General features: G+C 40.7%; 15 protein-coding genes and 1 other annotated feature. All 15 genes read right to left on the bottom strand.

The annotated features are described in order from the left end of the window. Positions 1 to 112 precede the first annotated feature (112 nt). The 15 genes from FOA33_RS03830 to FOA33_RS03765 all read right to left on the bottom strand — a co-directional run bounded on the left by FOA33_RS03830 (position 113) and on the right by FOA33_RS03765 (position 18,192). A complete protein-coding gene (locus FOA33_RS03830) occupies positions 113 to 871 on the bottom strand; it encodes an ABC transporter ATP-binding protein (RefSeq protein ID WP_213988468.1) in 759 nt (252 codons plus the stop codon). Next, on the bottom strand, positions 868 to 1,734 hold the full coding sequence (locus tag FOA33_RS03825) for an ABC transporter permease (RefSeq protein ID WP_084860027.1): 867 nt from the start codon (positions 1,732 to 1,734) through the stop codon (positions 868 to 870). Before FOA33_RS03825 ends, FOA33_RS03830 begins: the two co-directional genes overlap by 4 nt. 65 nt (positions 1,735 to 1,799) lie before the next feature. After that, positions 1,800 to 2,795, bottom strand: a complete 996-nt coding sequence (gene trpX, locus FOA33_RS03820) for a tryptophan ABC transporter substrate-binding protein (RefSeq protein ID WP_221160703.1) — start codon at positions 2,793 to 2,795, stop codon at positions 1,800 to 1,802. Positions 2,796 to 2,912: 117 nt separating this feature from the next. Then, positions 2,913 to 3,128, bottom strand: a binding site (T-box leader). A 96-nt stretch (positions 3,129 to 3,224) separates the two neighbouring features. Next, positions 3,225 to 5,921, bottom strand: coding sequence for a phosphoenolpyruvate carboxylase (gene ppc / locus FOA33_RS03815; RefSeq protein ID WP_221160702.1), 2,697 nt, complete (start codon positions 5,919 to 5,921; stop codon positions 3,225 to 3,227). A 24-nt stretch (positions 5,922 to 5,945) separates the two neighbouring features. Next, positions 5,946 to 7,169, bottom strand: a complete 1,224-nt coding sequence (ftsW, locus tag FOA33_RS03810; protein ID WP_221160701.1) for a cell division peptidoglycan polymerase FtsW — start codon at positions 7,167 to 7,169, stop codon at positions 5,946 to 5,948. Positions 7,170 to 7,357: 188 nt separating this feature from the next. Then, positions 7,358 to 8,299 carry a peptidylprolyl isomerase PrsA gene (gene prsA / locus FOA33_RS03805; RefSeq protein WP_000728078.1) on the bottom strand — a complete coding sequence of 314 codons (942 nt, stop codon included), beginning with the start codon at positions 8,297 to 8,299 and terminating at the stop codon, positions 7,358 to 7,360. Positions 8,300 to 8,366: 67 nt separating this feature from the next. Then, the gene (locus FOA33_RS03800) at positions 8,367 to 9,080 is read right to left on the bottom strand and encodes an O-methyltransferase (RefSeq protein WP_007521652.1); all 714 of its coding nucleotides are present in this window, start codon (positions 9,078 to 9,080) and stop codon (positions 8,367 to 8,369) included. Position 9,081: 1 nt separating this feature from the next. Next, positions 9,082 to 10,884 carry an oligoendopeptidase F gene (pepF, locus tag FOA33_RS03795; RefSeq protein WP_221160700.1) on the bottom strand — a complete coding sequence of 601 codons (1,803 nt, stop codon included), beginning with the start codon at positions 10,882 to 10,884 and terminating at the stop codon, positions 9,082 to 9,084. Between the two features lie 18 nt (positions 10,885 to 10,902). Further along, a complete protein-coding gene (locus FOA33_RS03790; protein ID WP_221160699.1) occupies positions 10,903 to 11,859 on the bottom strand; it encodes a competence protein CoiA in 957 nt (318 codons plus the stop codon). A gap of 75 nt (positions 11,860 to 11,934) precedes the next feature. Then, positions 11,935 to 13,083 (bottom strand): PDDEXK family nuclease, encoded by a 1,149-nt coding sequence (locus FOA33_RS03785; RefSeq protein ID WP_221160698.1) that lies wholly within the window; start codon positions 13,081 to 13,083, stop codon positions 11,935 to 11,937. A 186-nt stretch (positions 13,084 to 13,269) separates the two neighbouring features. Beyond that, positions 13,270 to 14,130 carry an SAM-dependent methyltransferase TehB gene (gene tehB / locus FOA33_RS03780; protein ID WP_221160697.1) on the bottom strand — a complete coding sequence of 287 codons (861 nt, stop codon included), beginning with the start codon at positions 14,128 to 14,130 and terminating at the stop codon, positions 13,270 to 13,272. A gap of 13 nt (positions 14,131 to 14,143) precedes the next feature. After that, complete coding sequence (gene smpB, locus FOA33_RS03775; RefSeq protein WP_001051742.1) at positions 14,144 to 14,611, bottom strand: SsrA-binding protein SmpB; 468 nt, start codon at positions 14,609 to 14,611, stop codon at positions 14,144 to 14,146. Next, positions 14,574 to 16,928: a ribonuclease R gene (rnr, locus tag FOA33_RS03770; protein ID WP_221160696.1), complete on the bottom strand. Its 2,355-nt coding sequence runs from the start codon at positions 16,926 to 16,928 to the stop codon at positions 14,574 to 14,576. The genes smpB and rnr overlap by 38 nt, the downstream gene beginning before the upstream one ends. 35 nt (positions 16,929 to 16,963) lie before the next feature. Next, a complete protein-coding gene (locus FOA33_RS09195) occupies positions 16,964 to 17,254 on the bottom strand; it encodes a hypothetical protein (protein ID WP_247917960.1) in 291 nt (96 codons plus the stop codon). 8 nt (positions 17,255 to 17,262) lie between these two features. After that, positions 17,263 to 18,192: a hypothetical protein gene (locus tag FOA33_RS03765; RefSeq protein ID WP_225901058.1), complete on the bottom strand. Its 930-nt coding sequence runs from the start codon at positions 18,190 to 18,192 to the stop codon at positions 17,263 to 17,265. Positions 18,193 to 18,242: the final 50 nt, after the last annotated feature.

Raw genomic sequence — 18,242 nt, 5'->3', positions numbered from 1 at the left:
CCGGAATTCTCTTTGCCATATTTTTCTGGATAGAAAAGGAAGATAAAAAACTCAGAAACACTTTCAGGATTCTAAGTTTTTCTTCACTATTTTTGATGATAATTTAACTCATCTATTCAAATAATTGATAGTAGTCTGAAATCTTCATTTTTGCTTTTTCTTCTTTGTTCAAATCTTGGATGATACGACCTTCTTTCATGACAATCAGACGATTTCCATACTTCAACGCATCCTCCATATGGTGGGTAATCATGAGGGCAGTCAGCTTATCTTTTGTGACAAATTCATCCGTTAGTGCCATTAAAGCCACGCTGGTCTTTGGGTCAAGGGCTGCTGTGTGTTCATCCAACAAGAGCAACTCTGGTCGCTTTAAGGTTGCCATCAAAAGACTTAGGGCCTGACGTTGACCACCTGATAGAAATTCAATCGGAGTGTCCAGATGTTTTTCAAGACCATTTCCAACCTTTTCAATGGTAGCCTGAAACTCTTCTCTATAGCTTGATAGCCTTCTAGGAAGAAGCCCTCTCTTCTCACCACGAAACTTGGCAATCAAAAGGTTTTCTGCAACGGTCATACGGGGAGCCGTACCCATTTTAGGATCCTGAAAGACACGAGACAAGTACTTAGCTCGCTTTTCTGGTGAAAAATGCGTCACATCCTCGCCCATGATACGGATACTTCCACTTGTTAAAGGCAAGGTACCTGCAATGGTGTTAAAAAGAGTTGACTTTCCAGCACCATTTCCACCTAGGATGGTAATGAAATCATGTTCGAAAATTTCAAGAGAAACATCATTCAGAATGATTTTTTCCTCATCAAAGCCATTCGTGATGACTTTGGTAGCATTTTTTAATTCTACAATTGCTGTCATTTGCTAAACTTGACTCCTTTCAGGTATTTGCTTTTGAAGGTTGGAATCATAAGGCAAACTGCCAAAATCAAGGCGCTGTACAAACGAAGATAACTTGTATTAAACCCAAGAGCAATCACTCCCCAAACGAGAAACTGATAAGCGATAGAGCCTACGACAATGGTCATGAGACGCTCTGCCAAGGTCAAACTCTTGAACAATACCTCACCAATAATCAAGCTAGCAAGCCCTACGACAATCACACCGATTCCTCGAGAAACATCTGCATATCCTTCTTGTTGAGCAATTAAGGCCCCTGCAAGCGCGATAATCCCATTTGAGAGAACCAAGCCCATGAGTTCCATTCGTCCTGTATTAATACCAAAGCTACGAGCCATATCGGGATTGTCACCTGTAGCGATGTAGGCTTGACCTAGTTTGGTATCAAGGAAAAAGAGCATGAGGCCAATAACAAGAGCTACAAAGATTAATCCAGTCAGGAGTTGGTTAAGGTCTGAATCAAAAGGCAAGACATCCTGAATTTGCTTGGTTCCAAGAAGCCCCAGATTGGCACGTCCCATAATCATGAGCATGATGGAATGGCAAGAAGTCATTACTAAAATTCCTGATAAGAGGGTTGGAATGTTTCCTTTAGTATATAAGAGTCCCGTCGCCATTCCAGCTAGACAGCCCGCCCCTACTGCAGCTAGGGTTGCTAAAAATGGGTTGACTCCCTGCGTTATCAAGGTTACAGCTACTGCTCCCCCTAGTGGGAAAGAGCCCTCAGTAGTCATATCTGGAAAATTCAAAATTCGGAAAGTCATAAAGATTCCCAAACCTAGAATCGCCCAGACCATCCCCTGGGAAATAATGGATACTATCATAATCTTTCACTCATTTCTTTCTTTAGTAAAAATGGGAGGAGATGTGTCCAGCTCCTCCTTTATCTTTATTCTATCACTTGTCCTGCTTCTTTTAGAACAGACTCAGGAATGGTGATACCAAGTTCCTGCGCTAGTTTTTTGTTAATCACTGACTTACCAGTTGAAAAGACATTGACTGGCGTATCAGCTGGTTTTTCACCTTTCAAAACTTTGGCAATCATTTTACCAGTAGCCACTCCAAGATCGTGTTGGTCAACTACTACAGATGCTAATCCACCTGCTTCTACCATGGCAGTGGCACTTGGATAGATTGGCTTTTTAGCTGTTTGGTTGCTTGAAACAACTGTTGAGAATGCGGATGCGATGGTGTTGTCAATTGGAACCCAAATCGCATCGACCTTGCTTGTCATAACATTGACTGTTGAAGCAATTTCGTTAGTCGAAGGAACGGCAAAGGTTTCGACTGTCAAACCTGCTTTTTCAGCATAAGCCTTGAATTCTTCTACCTGTGTTTTTGAGTTATCTTCGCTACTTGAGTAAAGAGCTCCGATTGTTTTCACATTTGGTGTGAGAGTTTTTATCAACTCTACTTGTTGTTCAGCAGGGTTGTGGTCTGATACCCCTGTGATGTTGCCACCTGGTTTTTTCAAATCTTTGACCAAATTAGCACCGATTGGGTCTGTAATAGCAGCCATGATAACGGGTAGGTCTTTTGTAGCACTAGCAAGTCCTTGAGCTGCTGGTGTTGCAATCCCAACAACTACATCGTTTCCATTTGCTACCAATTGTTTACTCATAGTTGCAACCTTGCTCTGATCTCCTTCAGAGTTCATAAAGTCGATTTTTACCTGATCGTCCTTATAGCCTTCTTCAGCTAGTCCATCTTGAATCCCTTGGTAAATCAAGTCCAAGGATGGGTGACTAACAAATTGAAGGACACCAACCTTAGCAACCTTTTGCTCTTCCTTAGCTACCGGCTTGTTCATAGATGAATAAATCAAGCTAGCCACTACCAATACTGCTAATCCAGCGATAATTCCCATTAAACGTTTATTTTTCATATTCTTTCTCCTTTTAAATCACTTGTATAATGCTCTTTTCAACAAAACAAGCGATGCCATCGTTTAAATTCCAATATCTTTCCTCCCCATAGAAAAAGTCCTCACACAAAAAACTTGTGTGAGGACGTCGATGCGCGGTGCCACCTCAATTATAGGGAATACCCCTATCGCTCTTTCTCGCATTCACGAGTTGCACTGTAAGGTGTGCTCACCGAATTTTTATGATTTCAAATTCTTAAGTACATTCAGCCCAATTTCATCAATTTCATCTATCTGCTTTCACCAACCACAGACTCTCTTAAAAATGAGCATGATTACTTTCTGAATGTTTAAATTATATCATTTTTCAACTACTTGTCAAGCTTATTTTTAGAATTTTTTAAACAATTCAAAAACTTCCTCTTGAAAAAAGAGGAAGTTTGTAGAATATCAGCCTGAATTACGCAAACCGGTTGCAATTCCGTTGATAGTTGTATGGATTAGTTTTTCTTCGTCTACCGACAATTCACCACGACGTTGACGTTTAATCAACTCCAACTGGATATAGTTAAGGATATTAAAGTAAGGCATACGATAGTTTAGACTATCTTTTAGATAAGAGTTTTCTGCCAAGAGTTCGTCATAACCTTCAATAGCTAGAATAACGTTCTTGGTCAATTGCCATTCATCTAAAATAGTGTAGTAGATAGCCTGCACTTCTTCATCTTCACAGAGCTTGGCATATTCAAAAGCAATGTTCATGTTAGACTTAGATAAGACCATGTCTACATTGGAAAGCAAAGATTGGAAGAAAGGCCAGTTTTGGTACATATCACGAAGGAACTCGATATTCTTTGGATCTTGATCAATAAACTCTTTAAAGCTTGATCCTACACCATACCATCCAGGGAACATGACACGACTTTGTGACCATGAGAAGACCCAAGGGATGGCACGCAAACCACCGATTTCAGTGATGGTCTTACGAGCTGCTGGACGCGAACCGATATTGAAGCTTGAAATAGCCTTAATTGGGCTTGACTCAAAGAAATAGTCATAGAAATGTTCATTTCCAAAGACCAAATCACGGTAGATATCGTAGCTACGGTCCACCACTTGATCCATAACAGCTTCATAACGATTTGACGTGTTGGTATCGCTCTTTTTCTTGGTAATCATACGGTTAATGGCCGCGGATACCAACATTTCAAGGTTATAGTAGGCAGCGTCTTTGTTACCATATTTGTTTCCAATGACTTCTCCTTGCTCAGTCAGACGGATACGGTCCTTGATAGACTTGAGCGGTTGAGATGTGATAGCTTCATAAGTTGGACCACCACCTCGACCTACAGTACCACCACGACCATGGAAGAAAGTGACCTTAACGCCAAATTCATCCCCGATAGCAGTCAGTTGTTGTTGAGCCTTGTAGAGTGTCCAACATGATGATAGATAACCACCATCCTTGTTACTATCAGAGTAACCAAGCATGATTTCTTGGTAGTTGTCTTTTGAAGCAATCCATTTTTTAGCCAATGGAAGAGAGAAGTATCTTCTCATGGTTTCTTCCGAATGATCCAAGTCTTCGATCGTTTCAAAGAGGGGAACAATCTGAACACGCGCTTTTTGAGCATCCACCAAGCCGACTTCCTTGAGCATGATTGCAAGTTCTAGCATATCAGATACACTTGTAGCATGAGAGATGATAGTTTGACGAATGACATTTTCACCCAGTTTATCCTTCAACTTGCGAGCAGTTTTGAAGATAGATAATTCTTTCTCAAGAAGTTCTGACTTTTCAGCATGAGTTGCTGATAGGATACGAGGGTCTTCTTCCAACTCTTTTAAGAGAAGGGCACATTTTTCATCTTCAGAAAGGTCACTATAATGGTCGTTGATACCAGCTGATGCTAATAATTCAGCCACACAAGCTTCATGAACACTTGAGTCTTGGCGCATGTCGATAGAAGCAAGGTAGAAACCAAAGATTTCAACGGCTTGCATTAACTCGACAAATTCTCCTGAAATCAGATATTCCCCTTTGTTCTCAAGGAGAGAATCTCGAATGGCCAACAAGTCTTGATAAAATTCATCTGCAGTAACATATCTAGGCTGAAGATCCTTATCTTCAATGAGATAAGCCTTAGTTGCCTGCATCTTAGCTTGGATATCAAAAAGGGCACGACGATAGAGTTCTTTTTCGCGATAAATGGAGTTATCTTGCGACTTCAACGCCATCTCACGAACTTTGTCGCTGACATTCACGATGCTGGTTGAAAGTGAAAATTCACGATAAAGATTATAAATCTTTTCATCGTAGTAGTTCATGATGACTTCGCACTGAGTCAAGGCTGATTTGTTGAGGGTTTCCGCTGTTACGAAAGGATTTCCATCGCGGTCTCCTCCAATCCACATCCCCATAGTAATTGGTTTTGGATGTTGAAGCTCAATTCCTTGTTCTTTAGCTAGTTTCTTATATTCAGCCGTCAAACGTGGCACAGCATTCAGGAATGAACTTTGATAGTACTCCATCACGTTGGTGATTTCGTTGGTTACCTTCAATTTCTTCTCACGAATCATGTCTGTTTGCATGATAATTTCAATGTAACGACGGAGATCCATGTTCCATTTTTCTTTATTAATCAAGCCTAGTTTGACATCACGGTACTTGCGCAAAAGAGTATGGATATGGTTGGTCAAGTCCAGCATACTCTTGCGTTGTACTTGCGTTGGATGGGCGGTCAAGACAGGAACGACATTTAACTTTTCTAAAATTTCAGCTGCATTTTCTTTTTCAGCTACCATCTTTATGGTTGTAGACAATTTCCCTAGATAGTCTTGGTCAATATTGTTCTGGTGGTTAATTTTATAGGCTAAGTCCACATCCTCAGATATATTAATCAAGAGTGGAAGGATAGAGAAATAACGAGAAATGTAAATCATTTCTTCATTGGAAAGGCTAGTCACCAGTTCATTGAGCCCTTGATAGTTTTCATTGGTTGATAATTCCTTCAACTGCATGATTTTTTCAAAGGTCTCTGGTGCTAGCATATTTTTTGTAATATCTTCTAGTAGCTCTGTCAAAATCAAGACTTCTTCTTGGATGACGGCTTTATTACTATAGTTTTCTAATTTCTGAAGAGGCATATATTTTTCCTTTCCATACAATCCTTACAGACCTTCAACAGTTTGAGATTCGTATTCTCTAATGAGTTTAGCACGTTTCTCGCTGGCATCGATATTTAATACAAGGGCAATGGCTACGGATAATACCAGGAGACTGTTCCCACCTTGTGAAAGGAAGGGGAAGGTTACCCCTGTAGAAGGAATCAACCCAGAAATCCCACCGATATTGACAAAGATCTGGACAAGAATCATCCCTCCAACACCGATAGCAACCATGGAGTTAAAGGGATCCTTAGCTCGAATACCAACCAAGATGATTCGCAAAATTAAGAAGAAGAGTAAAGCCAAAATCATACTCGCTCCTACGAATCCAAACTCTTCGATGACAATCGAAAAGACGAAATCCGTATGGGCTTCTGGCAGATAGCCACGCTTCTCGATAGAATTTCCCAATCCTAGTCCGAACCAGCCTCCATTAACCATGGCATAGTAGGAATTTGCAAGCTGGTGTCCTGCACCCGCCAAGTCATTAAAGGGATTAAAGAAGGCACTAAAACGTTTAGCAACATAACCAAATACCGGTATCTGAGAAAATTTTTCAACCCCAACGAGACGAATAACAGATAAGAATAAAATTGAACTCCCTGCCAAGAGAGCTAGAATAGTCGAGAACCAACGATAGGCGATTCCACTAACGGTGTACATAATAAGCGCCACCAAGACCAAGATGGTCGCATTTCCCAAGTCGGGGAAAATCCCCAAGCTACCAATCAGAACCAGCAGAACAAAACGCCAGTCGTTAAAAGCTCGAGGTAGCCATTGATTTTGGGTCAACACCTGGAAATCATAAACCGCAATCTCATCTTGCTGTTTTGAAAAACGATGTGCCAGGTACCAGATGATGATAATCTTAAGGTATTCAGCCGGCTGAATCGTTACAGGTCCTACAGAAATCCATCCGTATGCTCCATTGACAGGTGTTCCGACCAGACGCGCTAGGGCTAAAAGAACCATCTCCACAATCATCACGATAAAAATGAGACGTCCATTTCTCAGGAAACCTAATTTTAATTTATAGATTAAGGCAATCAAAACCAAACTAACTACCCAGAAAATCCCCTGGTTACGTACCAATTGAAAAGCGCTTTTTCCTTCTTCAATTAGGGTTGCACTCGTTGTCGAGTAAACTACAATCAATCCCAAAATCGACAGAAGAAAATAAGGAATCAAAATGGAATAGTTTAGTAGGTGCCTTTTACTAATTTTCATATTTCACCACTCTAATAGGAACAGAGGTGGTTGTCCCTAATTCCGTTTTATTTTCTAGTTTTGATTGTTATTATACCACTTTTTCAGAAAGAAAAAAACTATTATCCTTTAATCCTTCGAATTTTACTTGTTTTTTGTCTTCAAGCATAAAAAATACAAACCTCAAATGAGATTTGTATTTTCATTGCTTAGTTAGATGAAGAGCTACTGCTTGAGCTTGAGTCACCACCACCGATGTATTGGGTGAAGATGTTTTGGAAGGCTTGATCTTTGACCTTGATGTTTGCTGCTTGCAATTCTTTACCAATTACTCCTTGAACAAAGGCTGAATCATTTTGTTTTTGAGTCAAAATGATAGTCTTCAATTTTTCTTTGTAATCCTCTAAGTTAGAAGATTTTTCTGTCTTCTTCGTTACTTTAACGATGTAGAATTGATTGCTATAGGCTTGTGTTCCAGTAGCCGTAATCACATCAGAAACACCGTTCACATCCAAGGCAAAGGCTGCTTTTTTGACTTGTTCTGGAAGTTCTGTTGAAGCAGAGTCAAAAGTGATTTCTCCACCATTTTCTTTTGTTTTGTCGTCGTTAGAGTTGTCTTTCGCCAACTGAGCAAAATCTGCACCTTCTGCTTTCGCTTTTTCAAGCACTTCTTTCGCCTTGTCTTCATTATCCATACGGATGATTTGAGCTGTTACATCTGGTGTATAAGATTCAAAAGCCTTTTGGTAAGCCTCATCTGTCAATTCACTCTCTGCAGCTTTCTTAACTGCCAATTCAACCAATTTGCTAGTACGAATTTGAGCTTTACGAGTTTCAGCAGTCATACCCGCCCGTTGAAGTACGCTGTTGTAGCTATCACCGTATTTCTTTTGTTCTTCAGCAACGGCGTCATCTACATCTTTATCCGTTACCTCTGATCCATATTGTTGTTCGAATACTTTTTGGATGGTCATATTTAGCAAGACTTGTTGCGCAGTTGGATTATTCTTTACTTCTTCAAAGAATTGATGTTCTGTAATCACATCACCCTTCATGCTGATCAAATCTTTTCCTTCAGAACTGTTTGAACAAGCTGCAAGTGTTGCTACTGATAAAAGCGTGATGGCTCCTGCCATAAGTTTTTTCTTCATGTTTACTCCTTTTACGGTAAGTGTTACTTTATCTATTTTACTATAATTTCTTAAATTTTTCTGAAAATCATTTTTCATCAGGTAGCTGTACATCTGCTACATTTTTTCGTAGCATGAGAATGCCATCACCAAGAGGAACTAGAGTTGCTGTTAGACCTGGATTGTCCAAAGTTGCGTCGAAAAGTCTTTGCAAACCACGATAAATGGTTCGTTGACCACGGCGGACTTCCATGATGTCCTTGGCAACATCTCCTCCTTGAAAAATATCATCCAAGACAACCACTCCACCAACTTCAAGTCGTTTGAGGATTTCAGGTAGAAAGACGATGTACTTGGACTTAGCCGAATCCATAAAGACAAAGTCATAAGTTTCTGTCAGGCTAGACAAAACATCTACGGCATCTCCCTCTAAGAGGGTGATTTGCTTACGACTGTCAAACTGGGCAAAGTTTTCCTTGGCAAAGCCTATCATCTCAGGATTGCGGTCAATGGTTGTAATCTTAGCATCTGGCGCATGCTCCGCCATCAAAAGAGCTGAAAAACCGATAGCTGTCCCAATTTCTAAAATATTCTTAGGCTGCAGACTTTCCATGAGAAATCGAAAGTAAGCAACTGTTTCATGAGGAATGATTGGGATATTTTCCTTGCGAGCGAAGGCTTCCAATTCTTTCAAAGAACCAGTCACCTGCTTTTGACGCTGGCGCATGAGTTCAACGATTTCTTCCTTGACGACGGGACGACGCATATTGTGATTGGCATTTTTACTATAAGACTCTACCATCTTAAGCTAGTCCCAATTTTTCAACAAGAGCTTCAAACTCGTTCAAGCGACGTTCAAAGACTGCAAAGGCATCGTTAAGATAGTCTTCTTTTTCCATATCAACACCCGCTTTTCTCATAACATTGAGAGGATAGTCAGACTTACCTGCCTTGAGGTAGTCTATATAGCGGTCACGATCTTCTTGACTCCCATGGACAATCTTTTCAGCTAAGGCTGAAGCAGCTGCAAAACCTGTTGAATACTGATAAACATAGTAGTTATAGTAGAAGTGTGGGATTCGTGCCCACTCGTATTGGATTTGAGGATTATCTTCCTTGCTGAGTCCATAGTACTCTTGATTCAAGTCAGCGTAGAGTTTATTGAGGAAATCACTTGTCAAGACTTCTCCATTTTGGTCTGCTTGGTGGATGGCATGTTCAAACTCAGCAAATTGAGTTTGACGGAAGACTGTTCCACGGAAACCATCTAGGAAGTTATTGAGAATAGCAAAGCGTGTTGCGTCGTCTTCTACTTCTTCCAACAATTTCTCTGTCAAGATGTTTTCATTGGTCGTTGAGGCAATCTCAGCCAAGAAGATAGAATAATCTCCGTAAACATAAGGCTGAGTTTCACGAGTATAGCTAGAGTGCATACTGTGACCTGTTTCGTGTACAAGGGTAAAGAGATTGTCTAGATTGTCCTGCCAGTTTAAAAGCATGAAGGCATTGGTATCATAAGAACCACCAGAGTAGGCACCAGAACGCTTGCCTTGGTTTTCATAGACATCAATCCAACGCTCACTGAAGGCACGTTTGACACGGCTCAAGTAATCCTCACCCAAAACTGCCAAAGCTTCTTCTGCCTTTTTCAAGGCTTCTTGGTAGGTAAAGCTATAATCTACAGAAGAAAGTGGTGTGTAGACATCGTACATCTTGAGGTCGGAAATTCCCAAGATTTTAGAACGAAGGTTAAGGTATCGATGCAAGAGTGGCAAGTGCTTGCGAACTGCTGCTACTAGATTGTCATAGACACTTTCTGGAACAAAGTTTGCTGCGAGAGCTGCATGGCGAGCACTCTTATAGTTGCGAACTTTTGCTCGGTAGTTTTGCACCTTAACATTTGTCTGCAAAGTCTTAGCATAAGTGTGTTGGAATTGCTCATATGTCGCATAAAGGGCTTCATAGGCACCACGACGCACTTCACGGTTTTTAGACTCCATCAAACGGATGTAAGTACCGTGTGAGAGTTGCACTTCCTTGCCTTCGTCATCAAGCACGTATGGGAAGCTAATATCCGCATTGTCCAAAATAGCGAAGGTTTCACTAGCAGCGCCAAAGATTTCTCCTGCTCCAGCAAGCAATTCTTCCTCACGTTGCGAAAGAACATGGTCTTTCTTTTGCAAGAGCTTGTCAAAAAAGTGTTTGTAAACTTGGAGTTTTGGTTGAGCTTCTAGGAAGGCCGAATACTGCTCTTCGCTAATCTCCATAAACTCAGGTTCATAGAATGAAAAGGCTTGTTCTAACTGACTGTATAGGGTCATTGCCTTGGCATAGTACTCTTGATACTTGGCCTCACGCGTGTCCTGGTCATTTTTCATATGTGCATAGACATAAAGCTTTTCAACTTGGCGTTCCAAGTCAAGTGAGAATTCTGTGATCTCAAGCAAACTGTCTGCGCTATCCAAGAGATGCCCCTCATACTGGGACGCTGTTTGTACTTTTTCAGTTAAATCTTTCAAGGCTTCTTCCCAAGCCTGGTCTGTTGGGTAGATTGTCGAAAGATCCCATGTATCTTTTTCATTTATTTCATGTCGTTGTAATACCATAAGATTCCTCCATCCTTTCTATTTTACCACATTTTTTGAGAAATATAAGTGATAAAAGGCTGGTGGATAGAGCTTTTGGCGATTATTTTTCGGATTTTTTTGATAGTAAGCCTGAAAATTTCTATAATAGCTACTTAAATCTTGGTCAATTTGACAAAAATCACCTGATTCTATTGGTCTGACTTGGGGATACCAGTCGTCCAGTTGACGGTTTAATAGATTGTCTCCTCGATGATAAGCTTCCTCCTGCTTCTTCATCCAGTAGGGAGTTTGATAGTACAACTGCTGGCGAATGTAGTGACAGATAGTTGAATCTTGCACAACAGCAAAACGAGGCAGTTTTTGTTTCTGATAAGGAAATCGTAGAATTTCCAAGAGATTTCCTTGGCCATAGGGAAATTCCTTGACCTGAAAATGAAGCTTACCACGTAGGTCCTGATGTAAAAGGTATTTAAGTCTCAAAACTTGCTTTTTGAGATCTAGTTCCCAAAAATAGAATCCCATATTTTGACTAAAATAGAGGAATCCTCTTTGCAGTTGTGTTAACCGCTCTTTTAACCAGAGTTTTTCTCCCAGTAGCCAGATAACCTGATAACCCTGGCTGCGGTATCCTTGACTTCTATCGCCTAAAAGCTTTTGAGACAAGGGACTGCACTGAACCTCCAGTGCTAGTTTCCCATTGACGAGAACATCCGCTATCTGCTGAATCTCGGGCAGACTATATTCTAAAGCGACCTGACTATCTTTCTTGGCCCAGTGATAAAGGGCCTCTTTGTTGCCCAAGTGTTCTGGACTTTCATTTTCAAAAATAGCGATACAATCCCTTAACATTTCATGAGCAAAGTGCGTTCGAACACTCTGTCCTTGGCGTAAGCGTAGCCCGCCCCCACAGGCTGGACAAGTATAGGCTTGCTTGGGTACGTCTTTTTCGAGGGCATTCACTAAATTTCCCTTGGCATCTCTGGCTACAAACATGGTCTACCTCCTTTTCTCATTTATTCGAAAAAGAAATAAAAAAGACTGGAATCCAGCCTTTCATAATATTATTTCTTATCTTTTTTGTCTCTTAGAATATTTTTTTAGCATGGGAATGAGATTAGGAATCTGCTCACTTCTAATGACCAGTACGCCGTATTCCTGGCAGCGATTGGCATAAACAGGATTGATTTTCCCCGTACAGACAATTAACTTGAGGCAACTCTCTCCAGCAAAATGATTAGCGTAGACTTCTAGTTCGTTGATGGCTTCAACTGATAAATCTGTCATCTTGCATGAGATAAAGGTAATCGAGCGCCCCTTTCTTAGAATAACATCAATCTCATTTTGAACATTGTCTGCCTCTGGAAAGATGCCATTCCAATCAATCTCACCGCCTATCATGCACTCATCAAACAGCTGAGATTCAAGCGCCAAGAGATAGAGATATACCTCTAAAATATGTCCCTTGTTGCGGCAAAAAACTTGAGCTTCTTGACTTGGAAAGCTGTAGCTTACTCGCTCTTTGTCCTCGCTTTCAATACGAATCATTCCAGCCTCCACTAGTAAGGGAATGAAGGATTCTGGATAGCGATAATACTTGCCGTTGTTTTCCAGTATCTTTTCAGTTTCAGCATGCAGATCATTGGTCTTTGCTAGAGAGAAAAATTGGGTCACTTGGTACCAGTGGGCTGGATTGGTAATAGCCGAGCTGGCTAATTTTTTGATGGCTGAAATTTCTTGAACTGAGTGGATAGGGCGTTTTGATTTGAGCATTTTTCCACCACGCAAGGCTATCAACTGTTGGATGCTTAGGGTTGGAATGTCCAAATCTTCTTTTTCTAACTGACCGGCTACCCACTTGTATTGTTTTCCTCGCTCGACATCCATGGCAACGATGGGAAGATGGCGATCCAAGCCGTATTGATAGAGTGATAAGGCTAGTAGCGAATCCCCACCAAAAACATCGAGAAGGACTTGGTCATAGCCTACAAGGCAATAATCTAACTGGTCCGCTAGTTGTTCTAAGGATAACTGACGAAAGGTCACTCGTTGGATATGAGGCACTTCTTCCATGATAAACTGACGGAGAGAGACTTTCTCTTCATTGCTTATTTTCGTCAAAGAAAGGAAGAGAATCTCGTCACAATCACTGACAAAGGCTTGGTAGACATTCTTTTCCAATACATGCCGATCATACAATTCCACCAAAAGACTCGCCATTTGATCACCTCCATCATAAAGACTTTCTTTCGCTGAGAGTATCGGCAACACAGCTCTACTACTCAGATTTCCTACTTCTAGTATAGCATAAAATCCTGCTTGCCCCAATCACCCAACGCAAACAAAAACGAATAGAAACCTTGCAAATCGGTTACTATTCGCTTGTTGGTGTTTGATTTACTTGATTTACTTTATTTTTCTGGCTAGCATAGTCGCAAATCGTAGTTGAATACGATTGCCATTTTCATCACGACGGTGCAAGTGTCCTGGATTTTCATTGTACTTAATCAATTCCCAATCCTTGTAGTAGTCCGCCAACTCCCCTTCTTTAAAGGTGAATGGGAAGTTGACTGAGCAAGGATAATCCTCCGTGTCCATAGCACAGACGATGAGGTTGTAGCCTCCGACCGTGGTGTGCTCCTGCATATTTTGGATAATAGCTGGAATGCGGTCTGCTTGTAGGAACATCAGAACAACTGTCGATACGATGAAATCATACGCCTGCCCAATACTGGCTGAATTGATATCGTAAAGACCAACAGGCATATTCAGGTCTTCCTGCCCAACAATGCTTTGCAAGATTTCAAGGGACAATTCATTTTGATCCACTGCTGTCACATCAAAACCATTCTGTGCGAGAAAGAGAGAGTTACGGCCTTGACCACAACCTAAATCCAAGGCCCTTCCTGGTTTTACCGTTTGCATAGCTTCTAAGACTTCCGAATGGGCTGGATTTGTATTGTATTTCTTAGGGAAATAATCCTCAGGTTTACAATAAAATTCCAAGTACCACTCTACATCATCTGTGGCAGCCTCCACTCGGTGCCAGGCTTGTGGTTGCGCCATGGGGTTGTCGGCCCCAGCCTCAAAGAGGTGCTCAGCAAGAACCTCACCATCTTCTGTCAACTCAATAAACTTAAGAGTTCCTTTTAAAACAGTAATCTTGCCCCAAGTCCCAATCTTAGTATTATGTTTCTGCTGAACTACCTCAGGCATGGTCTGTTTGTTCCACAAGGGCATACGTTTATAGGCAATTAATTTTTCCATTTCACTTCCTCTTTTATCGCTGGTTGACTGCTTTCATCACACGCGCAATGTCGCGGTTTTGTTCACGACGCTTGATTGACTCCCGTTTGTCATAGTCATGTTTCCCTTTAGCAAGTCCTAAAAGAAGCTTGGCATAGCCATCTTTGATATAGACTTTGAGGGGAACAAGAGTCATCCCTGTCCCTTTAGTTTCCTGTTCCAATTTTTGAATTTGTTTCTTATGGAGCAGGAGTTTGCGACGGCGTTCAGGTTCCTGGTTCCAGATATTGCCCTCTTCGTAAGGGGCGATATGAACATTACTCAGCCAGACTTCCCCATTTTTTACTTGGGCAAAGCCGTCCTTGAGATTGATTCGAGCAGCTCGAACGCTCTTGATCTCCGTTCCTGTCAGGACCATTCCTGCCTCTAGCGTATCTACGATTGTATAGTCGTGGTGCGCTTTTTTATTTTGTGCGACGACCTTTCCCTCGCCCTTTGCCATGTTTGGCTCCTTTCTTAGCTACTTCTTTGTAAAAGGGTTTCTTTCCTTTTTTCTTTTTATCTTTTTGTGAATGCTTGTGCTTATCATTTGAGCGTCCTGATTTTCTCTTGTCTTCCTTCTTATCTGAACGACGATTTGAACCACGCCCTCTGTCACTACGACTAGACTGTTTCGATCCTTTTTCAATCACATCAAACTCACTTGGGATATAAGAGAAATCAATTTCCCCCGTCATCTTGTCAGCTCTTTCTACCCGAATACGAATCTGCTGTCCTACACGGAAAGTTATGCCCGATTTCTCTCCACGGAGTGTCAAATCCCGCTCATTGAAATGATAAAATTCAGGCAAATTGGTAATATGAATCAAGCCTTCGACTGTATTTGGCAATTCAACAAAGAGACCAAACTTGACGATGCTGGACACAATCGCATCGTACTCTTCGCCCACGTATTCTTCCATATACTCAGCCTTTTTCATGGCTTCGACTTCACGCTCTGCCTCAATGGCACGACGTTCACGGTTGGAAGACTGGGTCGCAATCTCTGGAATCACTTGTTCAAAATGCTCGGCTATTTCTTTAGAACGGCCGTAATCACGAATCATACGGTGAACAAGAAGGTCTGGATAACGGCGAATCGGACTGGTAAAGTGAGTGTAATAGTCAGCCGCTAATCCATAGTGGCCGTGATTGTGCTCCGAATAGCGAGCCTGCTGCATAGAGCGAAGAAGCATCATGGACAATACATCTGCATAAGGTTCTCCCTCAACAGTACGCATGATGTCTTGGAGGGCCTCCTGGCTAATCTCACTGGCAGTCCCATAAATGCGCAAGCCAAAACTCGAAGCATAATCAATAAACTTCTGAACTTTTTCAGCCTTAGGCTCCTCGTGAATTCGATAGATGAAAGGTAGATCCAGCTTGCTATAGTGCTCGGCAACCGTTTCGTTAGCAATCAACATGAAGGACTCGATCATCCGCTCAGCAACACCACGCTGACGAAGAACGATATCCACAGGCTTACCTTTTTTATCCACCAAAATCTTAGCTTCGTTGGTATCAAAATTGAGAGCTCCACGTTTCTCACGCATGCTTTCTAGCGTTTCATGAAGCTTGGCCATGAGCTCGATACTAGGAACAATTTTCTTAAACTCTTGTCTCTTCTCCTCATCGCCAGCTAGGATATCATTAACAGCGCTATAGGTCATACGAAAACTAGTTTTGATAACCGTTTGGGTAATGGTGTAATGAACTACACGACCATGTTTATCAATCTCCATAATAGCAGACTGGGTTAAGCGATCTACTTGAGGCTTGAGAGAGCAGATGCCATTTGACAGTCGTTCTGGAAGCATTGGAACCACACGGTCTGTCACGTAGACAGAAGTCGCGCGGTTAAGGGCTTCCTTGTCGAGGGCAGAACCCTCGGTCACATAGTAGGAAACATCCGCGATGTGAACTCCGAGTTCGATATTGCCATTTTTCAAAGGCTTGATGTGTACTGCATCGTCCAAGTCCTTGGCATCCGCGCCGTCAATAGTGAAGGTAAGCTCATCTCTTAAATCAAGACGCCCTTCCATATCCTTTTGAGACGGAGCATCTGGTACACTTTCTGCCTCCTTGAGAGCAGCTTCTGGAAATTCTGAGACAATATCCATGGATTCCAAGACTTCAAGAACGTCAATCCCAGCATCAGTCGAGTGTCCCACCACGTCAAGCACACTAGCGACAAAGAAATCATGTTTCTTACTTGGATATTTGTCTATAAAAACCTTGAGAACTTCAGTACCTTCCAACTTGATAGCTGGTTTCTTCACATAGATTGGCTGGCTGATTTTCTGATTTTTTGAACGGATGTAACCCGCATACTTAGGCTTTTCCTGATCTAGAACGATTTGCCCGACAACTGTCGTCAAACTATGCTCTAGGATATCGATAATTTTGGCTTCTGCTGCTGTTCCCTTGTTACGATCAGCAACTTTCTTAATGACGACCTCAACGGTATCGCCATCAATGGCATAGTTGACATCGTTTTTTCCTACAAAAAGGTCGTCCTCTTCTCCTTCTAGACTGACAAAGCCAAAGCCGTTTTTATGGGCATGAAAAATCCCTTTGAGGGTAATTTCATGTTTCTTCTTTTGGTCCAGACATAAGCTACCATCATCTTCAAAACGAATCTGGTGCTTTCTTTCCATCAGAGACAGGGTTTTAATCAACTCACGGAAATCCTTAGATCCATCTTTTCCGAGAGCCTGAGCTAGGTCATTGACCGTCACTCGCCCCTTCTCTTGCAAATATTCTTTTATTTTATCTTTCATATTTTCTTTCTAGTAATTCTATAGCAACTATGTTTTCAGTCCTTATTAGTATTTAAAATAATATTTACCTTATTTTTTATTAACTCCTCAGATATTTCTTCATCGTATTTTATATAAACTAGATAAACATTATTTTCTTTGCTCAATTCATACTTTTCTCTATCTCTAATTAATTGGCGCTCGAAATTTTTTTCCCCACCAAAAAATTCTACCGGTTGAAAATGCTGAATCCCCTGATATTCAATTGCAACATTTAATCCTGATATAAAAATGTCATAGGATAATTGTGCTCCGGTAGTCTTACTGCGAAGAAAAAAAGGTCTCATTCGATATACTACCTTGTAATCTTTAAACATTTTTTTGTTAAACGATAAACAAGTTCTTCTGAAATCCATTTATTATTAGGTTGTAACCAGCTACTTCTCTCTAATTTATCAAATTTACAACTATTCTCATTAAATTCATTCGCAAGCTCGTCTGCTCTTTTACAAACCAAACTTTTTTCTTTGTGGTATTCTTCTATGAAAAAGTATGTTAAATTTTCTTCTAATCTCCTAACACGCTTGACTCCTTTCCACAAATTGAATGCTTTTTCCAATGGGGCCATCCAACCATAATTACCTCCTCTCATAGTATCTCTATATAATTTACCTGTTTTCACCGTATTTTTACAAAGTGTATTAATATAGACTCGAGGAGAACTTACGGAGTATGCTACAGCTTTTGCATAAGTATTATTTGGTTTCTTAAATTCTATAAAAATAAAGTAATATCGAAATCCGTCCCATTTTTCGTATCTTTCTTTTAATCTTAATTGAGGTACTTCTTTATCAATATATTCAATTTCAGAAGGAATATCCATAGACCAATAATATCTAGACCAGCCTTTAAACTTTACATACTCAATAGGTACAAATATCAATTCTTCTCCAATATAAGCAATTACTTTTCTCTTAAACTCCTCATTATTATATTTCCATCCTATTTCATTATTTGTTAATTCAACAATCCGAAAAGAATAATAGTGATTTCCATATATACCTGGCTCTATATACCTATTATTTGTTAAATCTTCCTTACATAAACCTTTATTATTTACATAATCTACCTTGTTTCTGTTAACTTCAAATAGTAAGATTAAGGAGTCATTAAGTATGTATATTTTTGAATAATGGTCAAAATCTAATACCTCAATAGAGTAGCCAGTTAAGTAACTCTCAAAATAATCTTTAACTAATTGAATAGACTCCCCAGATAGATGCATTTTAAAGCTCCTTCTCATTCAAAATAAAAATAGGCTAAGACCTAGTCTCG

This window comes from Streptococcus cristatus (assembly GCF_019685515.1).
Classification (GTDB): Bacteria; Bacillota; Bacilli; order Lactobacillales; family Streptococcaceae; genus Streptococcus.
This window is presented reverse-complemented; position numbering and strand designations above follow the sequence as displayed.